The sequence below is a fragment of the Streptomyces sp. NPDC029138 genome (assembly GCF_055564375.1).
Window position 1 is genome coordinate 93,919 of sequence record NZ_JBVHWM010000004.1, and the last position, 17,758, is coordinate 111,676.

Genomic DNA, 17,758 nt, shown 5'->3' on the forward strand with positions numbered 1-17,758 from the left:
TGAGGTGCGCAGGCCCGCAGCGCAACTTGTAGCATACGGGGGCAGCCGGACATGGTCAATGCGCGAAGGCGCACACCCGGGGCAGATCGCCGCATACCCGGCAGAAGAAACGTCCCAACAGGCCACGCAGGCCTGCGGGAGCCCTTCCGTACGGACCCCCGGCGGGCTGGACGGAAGAGTACGACGAGGGAGCCGATCATCCAAGAGCCGGAAGTGCACGAGCCGGAGGGGCCGGACGGGTTCGAGCCGGAGGCCACGCGGCGCGACGCGGACGTCACGGAGAGCGCGCGGGCCAACCGGGGCTGGTGGGACCGCAACGCCGACGAGTACCAGATCGAGCACGGCTCGTTCCTCGGCGACGACCGCTTCGTGTGGGGCCCCGAGGGCCTGGACGAGGTGGAAGCCGAGCTGCTGGGCCCGTCGGAGGAGCTGAAGGGGAAGGCGGTCCTGGAGATCGGCGCGGGCGCGGCGCAGTGCGCGCGCTGGCTGGCCGCCCAGGGCGCGCGTCCGGTGGCCCTGGATCTCTCGCACCGCCAGTTGCAGCACGCGCTGCGGATCGGCGGATCGTTCCCGCTGGTCTGCGCCGACGCCGGCGCGCTGCCCTTCGCGGACGCCTCCTTCGACCTGGCGTGCTCCGCGTACGGCGCGCTGCCGTTCGTGGCCGACCCGCGGCTGGTGCTGCGCGAGGTGCACCGGGTGCTGCGGCCGGGCGGGCGGTTCGTGTTCTCGGTGACGCATCCGATCCGCTGGGCGTTCCCGGACGAGCCGGGCCCGGAGGGCCTGTCGGTGTCCTCGTCGTACTTCGACCGCACGCCGTACGTGGAGCAGGACGAGCAGGGCCGCGCGGTCTACGTGGAGCACCACCGGACGCTCGGCGACCGGGTGCGGGACGTCGTGGCCTCCGGTTTCCGGCTGGTGGACCTGGTGGAGCCGGAGTGGCCGGCCTGGAACACCTCGGAGTGGGGCGGCTGGTCGCCGCTGCGCGGGAATCTGATCCCGGGCACGGCGATCTTCGTGTGCGAGCGAAGCGAGACGGGGGTGCCCTCGGCCGAAGGCCGGGGGTAGGGACTGAGCGCTCCGCGCGCGTGCAGCGCGCCCCACATGTCTTTCACGCGCGCGTGAAAGACATGTGGGGCGGCGTACGACACTAGGGGCGTGATCCGTTACGACGCCCTGGACGCCCTTCCCGTGCGCGGCGCCCTTCCCGCCCTGACCGAGGCCTTGGACGGGCACGGCACCGCCGTTCTCGTGGCGCCGCCCGGTACCGGCAAGACGACGCTGGTGCCGCTGGTGCTGGCGGGGCTGGTCGCCGGCGGTCCCGAACGGCGGGTCGTGGTGGCCGAGCCCCGGCGGATCGCGGCGCGGGCGGCGGCCCGGCGCATGGCGTGGCTGCTGGGCGAGAAGCCGGGCGAGAGCGTCGGCTTCACGGTGCGCGGCGAGCGGGCCGTGGGGCGGCACACGCGCGTGGAGGTCGTGACGACCGGTGTCCTGCTGCAACGGCTCCAGCGCGACCAGGAGCTGGGCGGGGTGGACGTCGTCGTCCTCGACGAGTGCCACGAGCGGCATCTGGACGCGGACACGGCGGCCGCCTTCCTGTGGGACGTCCGGCAGGCGCTGCGGCCGGAGCTGCGGCTGGTGGCCGCGTCGGCGACCACGGACGCCGAGGGGTGGGCTCGGCTGCTCGGCGGGGCACCGGTGGTCGAGGCGGCGGGCGTGGTGCATCCCGTGGAGGTCGTGTGGGCTCCCCCGGCGCGTCCGGTACGGCCGCCGCACGGGATGCGGGTGGATCCGGCGCTGCTGGCCCATGTGGCGTCGGTGGTTCGGCGGGCGCTGGCCGAACGGGCCGGGGACGTGCTGTGTTTTCTGCCCGGCGTGGGCGAGATCGCGCGCGTGGCGGGGCTGCTGGGGGATCTCGGTGACGTGGACGTGCTCCAGGTGCACGGGCGGGCGCCGGCCGCCGTGCAGGACGCGGTGCTGGCGCCCGGGGCGCGGCGCCGGGTGGTGCTGGCGACGTCCGTGGCCGAGTCGTCGCTGACCGTGCCCGGGGTGCGGGTGGTGGTCGACTCGGGGCTGGCGCGGGAGCCGCGGGTGGATCACGCGCGCGGGCTGAGCGGGCTGACGACCGTACGGGCGTCCCGGGCGGCCGGGCGGCAGCGGGCGGGACGGGCCGGGCGTGAGGCGCCGGGTGCGGTGTACCGGTGCTGGACGGAGGCCGAGGACGGCCGTCTGCCGGCTTTCCCGGCGCCGGAGATCAAGGTGGCCGACCTGACCGCGTTCGCCCTTCAGGCGGCCTGCTGGGGCGATCCGGACGCCTCTGGGCTGGCCTTGCTCGATCCGCCGCCGGGCGGGGCGATGGCGGCGGCGCGGGAGGTGCTGGCGGCCGTGGGCGCGGTGGACTCCGCCGGGCGGGCCACGGAGGTCGGGGCGCGGTTGGCTCGGCTGGGAGTGCACCCTCGGCTGGGGCGGGCGTTGCTCGACACGTCCGGTGCGGGGGCGCCGGTTGTCGCCCTGCTCTCGGAGGAGGTGCCGCGGGAGTACGGCGATGATCTCGCGGGTGCGTTGCGGAGGGTCCGGGGCGGGGGTGACGCGTACGCGTCGCGGTGGGCTGCCGAGGTACGGCGGCTGCGGTCCGTCTCCACGGAGTTCTCCCACCCACCCGCCCGTGACTGTCAGCCACAAGCGAACGCCGAGGCAGGACCAGCCACCGGGATCACGAAGCAGGACCGCGTAGCGCCGGCCGAGGGGCGGGATCGCATAGCGTCGGCCGAGGGGCGGGGCCGCGTGGTGCCGGGCGAGGCGCGGGAGCGCACGACGCCGGCCACGAAGCGGGACCGCGCCGTGTCGGCCGAGCCGCGGGAGCGTACGACGCGGGGCGACGCGCGGGGCCCCGTAGCGCCGGGCGAGGCGCGGGAGCGCACGGCGCCGGGCGAGGGGCGAGGGCGGGGGCTGGTGGCGGACGCTCAGGGGGCGTCGGATGCTTCTTCGGGCGGTGCTGCTCCAGTCGGGGCGGGTCGGTGGGCCGGTGCTGGTACTGGTGCCGGTGCCGGTGCTGTTGCTGGTGATGACAGGCTCGTCGGGCTTGTTGGCGGTCTCGCGTTTCCCGAGCGGGTCGCCAAGCTGGACGGTGGGTCGTATCTCATGGCGTCCGGGACTCGGGCGGAGCCGGCCGAGGGGTCCGCGTTGCGGGGTGCTCCCTGGATCGTCGTGGCCGTCGCCGACCGGCCCTCCGGCAAGGGCCACGCGCGCGTGCTGCTCGGCGCCGCCGTGGACGAGGACGTGGCGCGGGTCGCCGCCGGCGCGCTTCTGGCGGAAGGGGACGAGGTGCGCTGGACCGACGGGGACGTCGTGGCCCGGCACGTCGAACGGCTGGGGGCGATCGAGCTGGCCGTACGCCCGCTGAAGAGCGCCGATCCGGCCCTCGTACGCGCCGCCCTCCTCGACGGGCTCCGGCAGGACGGGTTCGGGCTGCTCCGCTGGTCGCCGGACGCGGAGGTGCTGCGGCAGCGGCTGGCGTTCCTGCGGGCGCACCTGGGTGAGCCGTGGCCGGACGTGTCCGACGCGGCGCTCCACGCGCGCGTTGACGAGTGGCTGGAGCCCGAGCTGAGCAGGGCCCGGCGGCGGGCCGATCTCGCCCGGATCGATGCCGGACAGGCGCTCGCGCGACTGCTGCCCTGGGCGAGCGGGGAGGGCGCACGGCTGGACGAGCTGGCGCCCGAGCGGATCGCCGTACCAAGTGGGTCCAGAATCCGGATCGACTATCGGGACCCGGAGCGGCCGGTGCTCGCCGTCAAGCTCCAGGAGATCTTCGGGCTGCGGGAGACGCCGGCCGTCGCGGGCGTGCCGCTGCTCGTGCATCTGCTCTCGCCCGCCGGACGGCCCGCCGCCGTGACGGCCGACCTCGCCTCCTTCTGGGCGGACGGTTACCGGGCCGTCCGGGCGGAGCTGCGCGGCCGGTATCCGAAGCATCCGTGGCCGGAGGACCCGGCGACCGCCGAGCCCACGCGGCACACCAACGCGCGGCTCAGGCGCTGACCGGTTCGGCTTCCTCCGTGCGCTCGGGCGCGGGGTCCTGGGGGCGGCGGGCGCGGGCCTCCAGCCAGAGGGAGAGGGCGAGGAGCAGCAGACCGAGGCCGAGGGAGCCCCAGGGGACGTACGAGGTGAGGGTCAGGACGAGGGTGCGGTTGTGCCGGACCAGGGCGACCGTGTGGTCGATGTAGTCCTCGCGCATCTTCACGTGCCCGGCGAACGCGGTGACCTTGGCGCGACCGCCGAGCAGGGTGCCGCCGCGCAGTTCCTCCCGGTGGATCTCCTCGCCGTAGACAGGGGCCCCGGTGACGGGTTCGACCCAGAACCTGCGGACCGTGGTGTACCAGCGGGTGGTGCCGGTCCTGGCGACCGATTCCGGGGTGATCCCCCGCACGGGCATGGTCTTCGGCATGGGGACCTTGGTCCAGGGGATGGTCTGTTCGAAGTAGTAGACCGTCAGGCCGCGGAAGGTCCGGGTGCCCCGGTAATGGATCGGGGTGGTGGTGCGGGTCTGCGCGTCGAAGTACTCGTAGTCCCGTTTCTGCGTCAGGAAGGGCCACTTGAACTCGATGCCCTCGCGTTTCACCGGATCACCGTCGACCGTCTCGCCGGTGGCGTGCACGGGGTCCTGGCTGTGGGCGTCGAAGATGTACCGTTCGGGCACCTTGGAGACCATCTTGCCGTCGGGGCCCTGGACGTAGGACAGGCTGTCCCAGACGACGACCGGTCGCCCCGCCGTCCTCTCGATCTTCTTCGCGGCCTCCACGTCGCCCTTGAGGGTCTGCACGATGGTCACCTTGGGGACCTTCTTCGCGCGCATGGTGCCGTAGTCGAGGAGGGTGGCGTTCCGGGCCTCCAGGACCATGTCCTGGTACTGGCCGGCGGGAATCCGGGCCAGGCGGGGGAAGGCGTACCAGCGCAGCAGCGGGGCCAGTGCCGCGCAGAACACGGCGCAGGCGAGCAGGACCAGGCCGGCCTTGCGGCGCATGGCGGCCTCCCTTCCGGACGGGCGCGGCTACGGGTGCGCGGGCACCGTCGTCAGCAGCGGCTTGGGGGACGTCCGGCCCGACGGCGAGCCCAGCGCGCTGATCGCCAGGACCAGGGCGAGCGCGAGGGCGAGACCGGTCGCGGCGGCGATCAGGGCGCGCATGCAGGGCCTCCCGGCGGACGGTCGGTGTCCTGACGCCCCAGATCCTGATGGGCCGTCAGGTCCGGCACCGTAGCAACGGGCGGGCGAGATGAGAACAGCGGTGCACGCACGAAGAAGGGCGCCCGCCCGCCGGAGCGGGGCGGGCGCCCTGTGCGCCGCTGTGTGTCAGGAGGAGGACGCGCTCGGGGCCGGGTCCGCCGAGGAGTCGGCGGCGGCGACCTTCAGTTCGACCGTGAGCGTGGCGCCGCCCGTGGTGGTGATACGGAGCAGGAACGTGCCGGTGGTGTCGTCGGCGTACATCTTGGGGAGGGTGAGCAAACCCTTGTCGTCCGTCTGGAGGCCGGTGAGGGTGCGTACGGCCTTGCCGTCGGCGTCCTTGAAGTAGGGACCCTTGTCGTTCTCCGTGGCGTCGGACGCTGACGTGATCAGCGTGGCCGTGGCCGCGACCTTGTCCGCGACGGCGCCCTTGTACGTCGCCTTCACCTGGACCTGGTCGGCGAACTCGCCGCCCGGCGTGCAGCTCAACGGGGTGTCACTGGTGCGGGCCAGGGTGTCGGCGGCACGCGCGGTGACGGTCGCCGTGAAATCGACGCCCTTGACCGAGCGGCCCACGACGGCGGCGGTGACCTTGAAGTCGCCGGTCTTCTCGCCTGCCTGGAGCGCCGGGGCGAGCGCGATGCCCTTGGTGTCGGTGGCGACCGTGGCCACGGTCTCGCCGCCGGCGAAGGTGGCGTCCGTGTCACCGGTGATGGTGAACCGGATCCTGACCTTGGCGACGGACTTGCCGACCTTGGTCTCGGCGCGGACGCTGACCGGCTCGGCGAAGGCGTCACCGGCCGTCGCGGTGAGCTTTCCGGTGCCCACGCCCACCAGGTGGTCCACCAGGTCGGTGGGCGTCTGCGGGTCCGTCGGCGGAGCGGGCGGCGTCGGCGGGGCGGGCGGCGTGGGCGGCTTCGGGTCGGGGGCCTCCTGGCCGCCGTTCCCGTTCCCGCCGTGGCCGCTTCCGCCGTCGCCGCCGGGCTTGTGGGGCTTGGTCCTCGGCGGGTCCGAGGGCTTCGGGGACGTGGTGCCGCCGGAGTTGTCGTCGCTGCGGTGCTCGGGGATGCCACCGGTGCCGTCGGGGATGGAGTGGCTGCCCTTGCGGTAGTACTCCAGCCAGTTCAGGACCAGGTTGAGGTAGTCCTGCGAGTTGTTGTAGCTGAGGATCGCGCTGTGCAGACCGCTCTCGGTGGACATGTCCCAGCCGTTGCGGCACAGATAGTGACCCGCGGCGAGGGCGGCGTCGTAGACGTTGTTGGGGTCCTTCTTGCTGTCCCCGTTGCCGTCACGGCCCGCCCAGGCCCAGGTGGACGGGATGAACTGCATGGGGCCGACGGCCTGGTCGTAGGTGCTGTTGCCGTCGTAGGCGCCGTCGTCGGTGTCCGGGATGAGCGCGAAGCCGTTGCCGTCGAGCTGCGGGCCCAGGATCCGGCCCACGGTGGTGCCGTCGGCGTCGACCCGGCCGCCGCGGGCCTGCCCCGACTCGACCTTGCCGATGGCGGCGAGCAGTTGCCAGGGCAGGTTGCAGCCGGGCTTGGCGGAGCGCAGTTCCGCCTCGGCCTTCTTGTAGGCGTCGAGGACCGTCGCCGGGATGCCGGCCTCGGCCTCACCACGGGAGACGGGCGTGCCGGCGCTCGACGAGGGGCTGGGGTTGGGGCTCTTCAGGGGCGGCAGGTCCGTGTAGTACGGCGAGTTGCCGGTGGCGTTGGCGTCGGCGGCCCCGTCCGTCGCGGGGGCGCTGGCGCCGGCCGCCGCCGGTCTGTCGTTGTCCTCGCTGGTCACTCCCGGAGCCTGGGACGCGGAGAGAGCCGCGACCGCTGCCGCGGCCACGGCTGTGGTCGCCGCTCCCTTGCGCAGCCGCCTGCCGAAATGCGCCGCCATAGAGTGAACCCCTCCCGTGGACGCCTGTGCGTCCGTCTCCGTCTGTCTGCCTCGCTCTGGTGTGACGGTTGACCCGGTGCTGTGGTTGCGCCTGTTCCGCCTTTCCATCCGTGCGATGGGTGTACGACCGTGCGCCCGCACGGCGACGCAGGTGACCCTACGACAACTTGCTTTGAAGGGGCACCGGTTCGCGCCCGGATTTCACCGGTTGGCCAACTGTTGTTGCCCGTGCGCGCCCCGGACGGCGGTCACGCATACTGGGCTGACCTGATCACCGGCGCCGCGTTCCGGGTCGCCGACCGCTCCGGGGGGCTCTGTTGCCGTTCACGCTCAGCCATGCGGCGGCCGTACTGCCCGCGATCCGCAGGGACGGGAGCGGTCGGGGCCGACTGGTGCCGACGGTGCTCGTCGCCGGCTCCTTCGCGCCCGACATGCCCTATTACGCGGCCGGTGTCCTGCCGGGCGGAATGGAATTCGGCGCGGTCACGCACGCGTTCACCGGGGTCCTCACGGTCGACGTGCTCATCGCCTGGGCCCTGGCGGGGCTGTGGCTGCTGGTGCGGGAGCCGTTGCTCGCGTTGCTGCCGCGGGTCCGGCAGGGCCGGCCGGCCGCCCTGCTGCGCTGCGGCGCGCCCCGCGCGCGTCTACGGGCCGCGTCGGCGGGGTGGTGGTACGCCTCCGCGGCGCTCGGCGCGCTCACCCATGTGGTGTGGGACGCGTTCACCCATCACGACCGGTGGGGCACACGGCTGATTCCGGCCATCGGGCGCGACCGTCCGGCGGGCATGCCGCTGTTCACGTGGTTGCAGTACGGCTCGTCGGCGGCGGGTGCCGTGGTGATCGCCGTGTTCGTCGTACGCGCGCTGCGGCGGGCGCCGGACGGGGTGCCGGCGGGGGTGCCGGTGCTGTCCGCGCGGGACCGGTGCTGGGCGCTCGCGGTGATCGGCGGCTGCGCGCTGGCCGCGGCGGCGCAGCGGACGGCGCGGTGGTGGGAGCGACGGGGTACGGCCGCGGGGCCGTGGGAGCTGGTGCCCACCCTGTGCTTCGGGGTGGGCGCCGGGCTGGTCCTGGGGCTGCTGCTGTACGCCGCCGGGGTCAGGGTCTGGCGTCCGGCCGCTGATCCCGGGGATCCCGGGAATCCGGGCGAGGTGGTCGATGCGGGCCGGGGGCGGCCGGTCGCTCGGTGACGGACGCGACGAAGACCGTGACCGTGGGCCTGGGGCGTGATCTCGGGACCATGGTGAGGACGAGGGCGAGATAGCCGCGGGCCAGGTCGGCCCACTGGCTCCAGTCGGGGGTGCGGGCCGCGCGGCCGGCGACCCTGCGCCGGAGGTCCTTGGGGACGTTGCGGACGGTCGTGGCCAGGTCGGCCGGGATGCGGGCGGTGCTTGCGTCGGCCGCGAGGGCCGGCACCGGCGCGGCGGGCACGGCCTGCGTCGAGGCGGTGTCCGCCCAGACCCCGGCTGCTGCCTCGGGCGTCCGGCGGTGAAGCATGCGTATACCCATGCCCGCAGTGTTGCGGCTGCGGAGGGTGGGGGGCGTTTTGGCGGGGGCCGTTCGGGTTGTGACGGATCCCTCCGGGGGCCGGCCGCGTGTTCGAATCTGGGGGGGATCGGGTGTAGGGGGTGGGGCGGAAGGGGTGCGGTGGGTTCGGCGCCGCCGGGCTGCGTCGTGGGGGTGATCGCCGTCGCGGCGGAGAAGGGAAGGAGCTGCGGGGCTTGGCCGGAGAGTGCCCGGGGGCGGCGGAGGGGGCGTTGGCCTCGGCTTGGCCGGCCGGAGCGGCCGCCTTCCCTTGGTTCAGCACCCGTCCGCTTGCTTCAGCGCCCCTCCGCTTGGTTGAGCACCCTTCCGCTTGGTTCAGCACCCCTCCGCTTGCTTCAGCGCCCCCGCTTGGTTCAGCGCCCTCCGCCTGAGGACATGGCCCCTCGTTTGATGACAGCGCCCTCACTCGCTGACAGCGCCCCTCCGCCCAGGCCCCCCGCACCCGCATCTCGCCGGCTAGTGGGCCGCCGATTCCCAGTCCGGGCCCACGCCCACCGAGACGTCCAGGGGGGCCCTCAGCTGTACGGCGCCCGCCATCTCGCGGCGGACGATCTCCTCCGCGGCCGCCCGCTCGCCGGGGGCGATCTCCAGGACGATTTCGTCGTGGACCTGGAGGAGCATGCGGGACTTGAGGTCGGCCGCCCGCAGCGCGCTGTCCACCTTGAGCATGGCGATCTTCACGATGTCCGCCGCCGTGCCCTGGATGGGCGCGTTGAGGGCCATGCGCTCGGCCGCCTCGCGGCGCTGGCGGTTGTCGCTGTTGAGGTCGGGGAGGTAGCGGCGGCGACCGAAGAGCGTCGCCGTGTAGCCCGTGGCGCGTGCCTCGTCGACCGCCCGGCGCAGGTAGTCCCGGACGCCGCCGAAGCGCTCGAAGTACGCGTCCATCAGGGCCCGGGCCTCGGCCGCCTCGATGTTCAGCTGCTGGGAGAGGCCGAACGCGGACAGGCCGTAGGCCAGGCCGTACGACATCGCCTTGATCTTGCGGCGCATCTCCGCGTCGACCGCGCCGGGCTCGACGCCGAACACCTGGGACGCGGCCGTGGTGTGCAGGTCCTCGCCGGAGGTGAACGCCTGGATCAGGCCCTCGTCCTCGGACAGGTGGGCCATCACGCGCAGCTCGATCTGGCTGTAGTCGGCGGTCATGAGGGACTCGAAGCCCTCGCCGACCACGAAGCCCCGGCGGATCGCCCGGCCCTCGTCCGTGCGGACGGGGATGTTCTGGAGGTTGGGGTCGGTGGAGGACAGGCGTCCGGTCGCGGCCACCGTCTGGTTGAAGGTGGTGTGGATACGGCCGTCGCCCGCGATGGTCTTGATCAGACCCTCGACGGTGACCCGCAGCTTGGCCTGCTCCCGGTGCCGGAGCATGATCACCGGCAGTTCGTTGTCGGTCTGGGTGGCGAGCCAGGCCAGGGCGTCGGCGTCCGTGGTGTAGCCGGTCTTGGTCTTCTTCGTCTTCGGCAGGGCCAGCTCGCCGAAGAGGACCTCCTGGAGCTGCTTGGGCGAGCCCAGGTTGAACTCGTGGCCGGCCGCCGCGTGCGCCTCCTTCACGGCCTGCTGCACCGCGCCCGCGAACATCTGCTCCATCGCTTCGAGGTGCGGCCGGTCCGCCGCGATGCCGTGGCGCTCCATGCGGGCGAGCAGCGCGGACGTGGGCAGCTCCATGTCCCGGAGCAGGTCGGCCGCGCCGACCTCCTGGAGGCGGCCCTCGAAGGCCGTGCCGAGGTCCAGGACGGCGCGGGCCTGGACCATCAGGGCCTCGGCCTCGGCGCCGTCGTCCGCTCCGAAGGCCAGCTGGCCGTCGGCCGCCGCGGCGGGGGCCAGCTCGCGGTGCAGGTACTCCATCGACAGCGCGTCCAGGTCGAAGGAGCGGCGGCCGGGCTTGACCAGGTAGGCGGCGAGCGCGGTGTCCATGCGCACGCCCTCGACGCTCCAGCCGTGCTCGGCGAAGACGCGCATGGCGCCCTTGGCGTTGTGGAACACCTTGGGGTGGGCCGCGTCGGCCAGCCACGCGGCGAAGGCGTTCTCGTCGGCCTCGTCCAGCTCGGACGGGTCGAACCAGGCAGCCGCTCCCCCGGCCGCGGCGAGGGCGACCTCGGCGACCGAGCCGGCACCCAGCGCCCAGGTGTCGACGGTGGCGACGCCCAGGGGGCCGGCGCCGTGCTCGGCGAGCCACGGGGCCAGCTCGCCGGTGCGCAGGACGCTGCCGTCGATCTCGACGCCGTCGGTGGTGACCGGGGTGGCCTCGGCCTCCTCCGTGCCGGGGTCGACGGCGAAGAGACGCTCGCGCAGCGACGGGTTGCGGATCTCCAGGGTGTCCAGGACCATCGCGACGGCCTTGCGGTCGTACGGGGCCCGCTCCAGGTCGACGACCGTCTTCGGCAGCTCCACCTGGCGTTCCAGCTCGGTGAGGACGCGGTTGAGCTTGACGGACTCCAGGTGGTCGCGGAGGTTCTGCCCGGCCTTGCCCTTGACCTCCTCGACGCGCTCGACCAGCTCGGCGAAGGAGCCGAACTGGTTGATCCACTTCGCGGCGGTCTTCTCGCCGACGCCGGGGATGCCGGGGAGGTTGTCGGACGGGTCGCCGCGCAGGGCCGCGAAGTCCGGGTACTGGGCGGGCGTCAATCCGTACTTCTCGAAAACCTTCTCCGGGGTGAACCGGGTCAGCTCCGAGACGCCCTTGGTCGGGTAGAGCACGGTGGTGTGCTCGGTGACCAGCTGGAAGGAGTCGCGGTCGCCGGTGACGATCAGCACCTCGAAGCCCGCGGCCTCGGCCTGGGTGGCGAGGGTGGCGATGATGTCGTCCGCCTCGTACCCCTCGACGGCGAAGCGGTGCGCGCCCATCGCGTCGAGCAGCTCGCCGATCAGCTCGACCTGCCCCTTGAACTCGTCCGGCGTCTTGGAGCGGTTCGCCTTGTACTCGGTGAACCGCTCGGAGCGCCAGGTCTTGCGGGAGACGTCGAAGGCCACCGCGAAGTGCGTGGGCGCCTCGTCACGCAGGGTGTTGGCCAGCATCGACGCGAAACCGTAGATCGCGTTCGTCGGCTGGCCGGTCGCGGTCGTGAAGTTCTCCGCGGGCAGCGCGAAGAACGCGCGGTAGGCCAGCGAGTGCCCGTCCATGAGCATCAGCCGGGGTCGGGTGCCGCCGGGGATCTTGTCGGTCTGCTTCGATGCTGTCTCTGCCACGTCCCCGATCCTGCCACGAGCCACTGACAGCGCGGGCCGGGCGGTTCCCGCGGGGATACGGCCGGCTGTCTCCCGGTCACTCACGGCGACGAGGACTCCGCGCAGGGAACGCGCCGTGGAGCCCGCGCGAGCAATGCTGCCGCCGCACGCTCCGCCCGCCCGGCACCGTTGTCAGCGGGGCGTGGGAGGATCGTCGGCGTACTTGTCACACGCAGTCGAAGGGGAGCGTGCGATGGCGACGAAGCCGCCCAAGGGTGATCCGGTCCAGGACGCGCCGCAGGTCGCGGAGCCCAAGCACGCGGCGGCGGGGCTGCCGGCCATCGGGCACACGCTGCGCATCGCTCAGCGGCAGATGGGCGTGAAGCGCACCGCGCTGACGCTGCTGCGCGTGAACCAGAAGGACGGCTTCGACTGCCCGGGCTGCGCCTGGCCGGAGCCGGACCACCGGCACACGGCGGAGTTCTGCGAGAACGGCGCCAAGGCGGTGGCCGAGGAGGCCACCCTGCGCCGGGTCACGCCCGAGTTCTTCGCCGCGCACTCCGTGGCGGACCTGTCCGGCCGCAGCGGCTACTGGCTGGGGCAGCAGGGCCGGCTCACGCATCCCATGTACCTCCCCGAGGGCGGCACGCACTACGAGCCGGTCTCCTGGGAGCGGGCCTTCGACATCGTCGCCGAGGAGATCGCCGCCCTCGGCTCCCCAGACGAGGCCGTCTTCTACACCTCCGGCCGCACCAGCAACGAGGCCGCGTTCCTGTACCAGCTCTTCGCGCGCGAACTGGGCACGAACAACCTGCCGGACTGCTCGAACATGTGCCACGAGTCGTCCGGGTCGGCGCTCGGCGAGACCATCGGGATCGGCAAGGGCAGCGTCCTGCTGGAGGATCTGTACCAGGCCGACCTGATCATCGTCGCTGGCCAGAACCCGGGCACGAACCATCCGCGCATGCTCTCCGCGCTGGAGAAGGCCAAGGCGAACGGCGCGAGGGTCATCAGCGTCAATCCCCTGCCCGAGGCGGGCCTGGAGCGCTTCAAGAACCCCCAGACCCCGCAGGGCCTCCTCAAGGGCGCCGCGCTCACCGACCTGTTCCTCCAGATCCGCATCGGTGGCGACCAGGCCCTCTTCCGGCTCCTGAACAAGCTGATCCTGGAGACGGACGGCGCGGTCGACGAGGAGTTCGTGCGGGAACACACCCACGGTTTCGAGGAGTTCGCCGAGGCCGCGCGTGCCGCCGACTGGGAGGAGACGCTGACCGCGACCGGCCTCACGCGCGCGGAGATCGAGCAGGCCCTCGGCATGGTCCTCGCCTCGAAGCGGACCATCGTCTGCTGGGCCATGGGCCTCACCCAGCACAAGCACGCCGTCCCGACCATCCGCGAGGTGGTCAACTTCCTGCTGCTGCGCGGCAACATCGGCCGCCCGGGTGCGGGCGTCTGCCCGGTGCGCGGGCACAGCAACGTCCAGGGCGACCGCACCATGGGCATTTTCGAGCGGCCCGCCCCGGCCTTCCTGGACGCCCTGGAGAAGGAGTTCGGGTTCGCCCCGCCGCGCGAGCACGGCTTCGACGTCGTACGGGCCATCCGCGCGCTGCGCGACGGCGAGGCGAAGGTCTTCTTCGCCATGGGCGGCAACTTCGTCTCCGCCTCGCCCGACACCGAGGTCACCGAGGCCGCGATGCGCCGCGCGCGGCTGACCGTGCATGTGTCGACCAAGCTGAACCGCTCGCACGTGGTCACGGGGGCGCGGGCGCTGATCCTGCCCACCCTGGGCCGTACCGAGCGCGATCTGCGGGACAGCGGCGAGCAGTTCGTGACGGTGGAGGACTCCATGGGCATGGTGCACGCCTCGCGCGGGCGCCTGAGTCCGGCGAGCCCGCAGCTGCGGTCCGAGCCGGCCATCGTCTGCGGTCTCGCCCGCCGGGTGCTCGGCGAGCGCAGCGTCGTGCCGTGGGAGGAGTTCGCGAAGGACTACGCGACCATCCGTGACCGCATCGCGCGCGTGATCCCCGGTTTCGAGGACTTCAACGCGCGCGTGTCCCGGCCCGGCGGTTTCGCGCTGCCGCACGCCCCGCGCGACGAGCGGCGCTTCCCGACCGCCACGGGCAAGGCGAACTTCACGGCCGCACCAGTGGAGTACCCGGCGCTGCCCGAGGGCCGGCTGCTGTTGCAGACCCTGCGCTCGCACGACCAGTACAACACCACGATCTACGGCCTGGACGACCGGTACCGGGGCATCACGGGCGGGCGCCGGGTGGTGCTGGTGCACCCCGAGGACGCCCGGTCGCTCGGGGTCGGCGAGGGGTCGTACGTCGATCTGGTGAGCGAGTGGCGGGACGGGGTGGAGCGGCGGGCGCCCGGCTTCCGGGTCGTGCTGTATCCGACGGCCCGGGGATGCGCGGCGGCGTACTACCCCGAGACGAACGTGCTGGTTCCGCTGGACGCCACCGCCGACACCAGCAACACCCCGGCCAGCAAGTCCGTCGTCGTACGACTGGAGGACCACACCGGCACCGCCGGGAGCCGTCTGGAACAATCGGCGACCGACTGAGCGTTTGCTCAGCGAGCAGACAGGCGGACGACGAACGGAGCCGGGCCCATGGGTGAGCAGCAGCAAGTGAAGTTCCCGCAGGAGGTCCTCGACGAGTACGCGGCGCTCGGTGTGGACCTGCCCGCGCTGTTCTCGGCCGGGCATCTGGGTACGCGCATGGGCGTGCAGATCCTGGAGGCCTCGGCGGACCGGGTCGTCGGGACCATGCCGGTGGAGGGGAACACCCAGCCGTACGGCCTGCTGCACGGCGGCGCCTCCGCGGTGCTGGCGGAGACCCTGGGCTCGGTCGGCTCCATGCTGCACGGCGGCAGCTCGAAGATCGCGGTCGGGGTGGACCTGAACTGCACGCACCATCGCGGGGTCCGGTCCGGCATGGTGACGGGCGTGGCCACGCCGGTGCACCGGGGCCGGTCGACGGCGACGTACGAGATCGTGATCAGCGACGAGGAGGGCCGCCGGGTCTGCACCGCCCGGCTGACCTGCCTGCTGCGCGATGTCCGGCCGGGCGACGCAGCGCCCGCGGAGTCCACCGGAAGCTGAGTCCCCGTCTTCGCCGGCGGAGTCACTCGGAAGCTGACCCTTCGCCATCGCCGGGCGGAGTCCAACGGAAGCCGACCCTTCGCCGGCCGGAGTTCCCGGACGCTGAACCCCGCTTTCCTCGCGACCCCCGCCGGAGCGTTGCCCCTCGCCGTCCCTCCCCTTAGCTTCGGCACATGGGACGGCGAGGAGGCCCCCGGCCGGGGGTGAGGTTCCTGGTGCTCGGGGTGGCGTTGCCGGCGCTGCTGTGCGCGACGGGCTGCGCCGGACCGGACGGCTCCGTTCCCTCCCCCACACCGGCCTCGGCTTCGGCCTCGCCCCCGGCGCAGCCGACTTCGGACGCCGACCTGTGCACCAGGCTCGTCGTCTACTGGTCCCGCAAGGTGCTCGCCGACGACACCTATGGCGACTACCAGTCGATGGGCCTGTCCCACGGGCAGTACCAGATCCTGAGGGACGTCGTGGCCGCGGGACGCTCCGTGAGACGGCGTCAAGGTACACGAAGCGTCATCCAGTTGATGGAGCGCCAGGCGCGTACGGCGTGCACCGCGCGCTACCGTCACGGGGCCCCGAGCGGAGGTCCCTGGACATGAGCGGCATCGGCCCGCTGGAGCCCGGTGAGGGCACGCGCGCGTGGGACGGCCGGCGGCCGGAGGACCCGCGCCCGGCCGGGCGGACGTGTGCGGCCCTGGCCGCCTGGTACGCCCGCCACCGCCGGATCACCGTCGCCCTCGCCGCCGCGGCCGTCGCCCTGGCGGGGGGCGGCTATCTCTACGCCACCCGGCCGCAGCAGCCGCCCCCGCGCGCGGACCGCACGCCCGCGCAAGTGCCGTACCCCGCTCAGGTGGTGGACGTGACCTACCTCGACGGCCGGACCACTCCGGCGGGCGCACCGCCGCGCAGCTTCAGCTTCGCCGTCCTGGTGAGCGTGGCATCGGGACCGCCGGTCACCGTGACCCGGGTCACCCAGCCGTACGCGGGGCTGTCCCTGAGGACGGAGCCACCCGTTCCGTTTCGGACGGGGTCGGGCTCCGCCAGCGAGATCACGATCACGATGCGGGTGACGGAATGCGAAAAAGCCCCCAGGAACGCCGGGCTCCCTTTCCTGGACGTAACTCTGCGTAATACGCGCGCAATACAGGTACAGAGCTTCATCCTGGGCCCGCGCTACGCGCAGGACCTCTCCCGCGCCCTGCAAGTAGCCTGCAGCAACAAATTTCGGTAATCACCAAAACGGCTGAGACGCCTGGATGGATCATGGCGGGTCCTGCGGGTTCTCACAATGCGGACGGTGCGAATCCACCTGAATTCCACCTTCCACCCCACCAAGTACCGCTCTGCATTACGTCGTGTCATAACAAGAGCGTCACAGCCTGGGTCAGACACTCCTCGACGTTCCCCACACGCGCTTAGAGTCACGGCCAGTCACCGCGCCTTCGGATTGTCCAATTCAGCGCGGCGCGCGACTCGGCCGCTTCCACGGGGAGGCGGTTGTGCCTGGGGAAAGGACTGATCGTGCGTCAACGTTCGCTTATCGCCATCACCGCCGCGCTGGCGGCGGGAGCGCTCACACTCACCGCCTGCGGCTCGCGCGACAGCGGCGACAAGGGCTCCGACTCCGGCAACGGCGGCGGCAGCACCGTCGTCATCGGCGTCGACGCCCCCCTGACCGGCGACCTGTCCGCCATGGGCCTCGGCATCAAGAACTCGGCGGACCTCGCCGTCCGGAACGCCAACAAGCAGAAGCTCGTCAAGGGCGTCACCTTCAAGGTCGAGTCCCTGGACGACCAGGCGCAGCCGTCCGCCGGCCAGCAGAACGCCTCGAAGTTCGTCTCGGAGCCGGACGTCCTGGGTGTCGTCGGCCCGCTGAACTCCTCGGTCGCCGAGTCGATGCAGAAGGTCTTCGACGACGCCAAGCTGGTCCAGGTCTCTCCGGCGAACACCGGCCCGGCCCTCACCCAGGGTCCGGACTGGCAGAAGGAGAAGCACCGCCCGTACAAGGCGTACTTCCGCACCGCGACCACGGACGCCATCCAGGGCCCGTTCGCCGCCCAGTACGTCTTCAACACCGCCAAGAAGAAGAAGGTCTTCGTCATCGACGACAAGAAGACCTACGGCTCCGGCCTCGCCGCCACCTTCACCGAGGAGTTCAAGAAGCTCGGCGGTCAGGTGGTCGGCACCGAGCACATCAACCCGGACGCCAAGGACTTCTCCGCGGTCGCCACCAAGGTGAAGAACTCCGGTGCCCAGGTCGTCTACTACGGCGGCGAGTACCCGCAGGCCGGCCCGCTGAGCAAGCAGATCAAGGCCGCCGGTGCCAAGATCCCGCTGGTCGGCGGTGACGGCATCAAGGACGACACGTTCATGAAGCTGGCGGGCTCCGAGAGCACCGGCGACCTCGCCACCTCCGTCGGCGCCCCGGTCGAGGACCTGCCCTCCGCCAAGCAGTTCGTCGCCGACTACAAGGCCGCCGGCTACAAGGAGGAGTACTCGGCGTACGGCGGTTACGCCTACGACTCCGCCTGGGCGGTCATCGAGGCGGTCAAGAAGGTCGTCGACGCCAACGGCGGCAAGCTGCCCTCCGACGCCCGCGCGAAGGTCACCGAGGCGATGCAGGGCGTGGCCTTCGACGGCGTGACCGGCAAGGTCTCCTTCGACGAGTACGGTGACGCCACCAACAAGCAGCTCACCGTGTACGCCGTGAAGAACGGTGCCTGGGTTCCCGTCAAGTCCGGTACCTACACCGGCTGATCCAGCCTGAACCACTCAAGAGCCGCGCGGGGCGCTGTTCCACTGGCGCCCCGCGCGGACTCGCATCCGGCCACATCCCTCGCACTTTCCGAACGCTCGGAGGA

The 17,758-nt window shown here is 72.4% G+C and carries 13 protein-coding genes; 8 read left to right on the forward strand and 5 right to left on the reverse strand.

The window, feature by feature from the left end:
* Positions 1–213 precede the first annotated feature (213 nt).
* Together ACZ4WH_RS06145 and ACZ4WH_RS06150 are read left to right on the forward strand one after the other, a co-directional pair.
* On the forward strand, positions 214–1,065 hold the full coding sequence (locus tag ACZ4WH_RS06145) for a class I SAM-dependent methyltransferase (protein ID WP_468177086.1): 852 nt from the start codon (positions 214–216) through the stop codon (positions 1,063–1,065).
* A 90-nt stretch (positions 1,066–1,155) separates the two neighbouring features.
* Positions 1,156–4,032, forward strand: coding sequence for an ATP-dependent RNA helicase (locus tag ACZ4WH_RS06150; protein WP_468177088.1), 2,877 nt, complete (start codon positions 1,156–1,158; stop codon positions 4,030–4,032).
* Here the strand turns inward: ACZ4WH_RS06150 and pgfA are convergent.
* The 3 genes from pgfA to ACZ4WH_RS06165 all read right to left on the reverse strand — a co-directional run bounded on the left by pgfA (position 4,022) and on the right by ACZ4WH_RS06165 (position 7,096).
* Positions 4,022–5,014: a cell envelope lipid trafficking protein PgfA gene (pgfA, locus tag ACZ4WH_RS06155; protein ID WP_468177090.1), complete on the reverse strand. Its 993-nt coding sequence runs from the start codon at positions 5,012–5,014 to the stop codon at positions 4,022–4,024. The two genes, ACZ4WH_RS06150 and pgfA, sit on opposite strands and share 11 nt — an antisense overlap.
* Before the next feature lie 27 nt (positions 5,015–5,041).
* Positions 5,042–5,176 (reverse strand): SPW_0924 family protein, encoded by a 135-nt coding sequence (locus ACZ4WH_RS06160; protein WP_365698755.1) that lies wholly within the window; start codon positions 5,174–5,176, stop codon positions 5,042–5,044.
* Positions 5,177–5,341: 165 nt separating this feature from the next.
* Positions 5,342–7,096, reverse strand: a complete 1,755-nt coding sequence (locus tag ACZ4WH_RS06165) for a lytic transglycosylase domain-containing protein (protein WP_468177093.1) — start codon at positions 7,094–7,096, stop codon at positions 5,342–5,344.
* A gap of 317 nt (positions 7,097–7,413) precedes the next feature.
* Between ACZ4WH_RS06165 and ACZ4WH_RS06170 the strand changes: the two genes are divergently transcribed.
* The gene (locus ACZ4WH_RS06170; protein WP_468177094.1) at positions 7,414–8,283 is read left to right on the forward strand and encodes a DUF4184 family protein; all 870 of its coding nucleotides are present in this window, start codon (positions 7,414–7,416) and stop codon (positions 8,281–8,283) included.
* On the opposite strand, the gene ACZ4WH_RS06175 is transcribed toward ACZ4WH_RS06170, so the two are convergent.
* Positions 8,192–8,602 (reverse strand): hypothetical protein, encoded by a 411-nt coding sequence (locus ACZ4WH_RS06175; RefSeq protein ID WP_468177096.1) that lies wholly within the window; start codon positions 8,600–8,602, stop codon positions 8,192–8,194. The genes ACZ4WH_RS06170 and ACZ4WH_RS06175 overlap by 92 nt on opposite strands.
* Before the next feature lie 492 nt (positions 8,603–9,094).
* Positions 9,095–11,821, reverse strand: a complete 2,727-nt coding sequence (polA, locus tag ACZ4WH_RS06180) for a DNA polymerase I (RefSeq protein ID WP_468177098.1) — start codon at positions 11,819–11,821, stop codon at positions 9,095–9,097.
* 232 nt (positions 11,822–12,053) lie between these two features.
* Between polA and ACZ4WH_RS06185 the strand changes: the two genes are divergently transcribed.
* The 5 genes from ACZ4WH_RS06185 (at position 12,054) to ACZ4WH_RS06205 (ending at position 17,654) form a co-directional block, all read left to right on the forward strand.
* Complete coding sequence (locus ACZ4WH_RS06185) at positions 12,054–14,366, forward strand: FdhF/YdeP family oxidoreductase (RefSeq protein ID WP_468177100.1); 2,313 nt, start codon at positions 12,054–12,056, stop codon at positions 14,364–14,366.
* 48 nt (positions 14,367–14,414) lie between these two features.
* Complete coding sequence (locus ACZ4WH_RS06190; RefSeq protein WP_468177102.1) at positions 14,415–14,906, forward strand: hotdog fold thioesterase; 492 nt, start codon at positions 14,415–14,417, stop codon at positions 14,904–14,906.
* Positions 14,907–15,079: 173 nt separating this feature from the next.
* Positions 15,080–15,496, forward strand: a complete 417-nt coding sequence (locus ACZ4WH_RS06195) for a hypothetical protein (RefSeq protein ID WP_468177104.1) — start codon at positions 15,080–15,082, stop codon at positions 15,494–15,496.
* The gene (locus ACZ4WH_RS06200) at positions 15,493–16,128 is read left to right on the forward strand and encodes a Tat pathway signal sequence domain protein (protein WP_468177106.1); all 636 of its coding nucleotides are present in this window, start codon (positions 15,493–15,495) and stop codon (positions 16,126–16,128) included. The genes ACZ4WH_RS06195 and ACZ4WH_RS06200 overlap by 4 nt, the downstream gene beginning before the upstream one ends.
* 290 nt (positions 16,129–16,418) lie before the next feature.
* Complete coding sequence (locus ACZ4WH_RS06205) at positions 16,419–17,654, forward strand: branched-chain amino acid ABC transporter substrate-binding protein (protein WP_468177108.1); 1,236 nt, start codon at positions 16,419–16,421, stop codon at positions 17,652–17,654.
* Positions 17,655–17,758 lie beyond the last annotated feature (104 nt).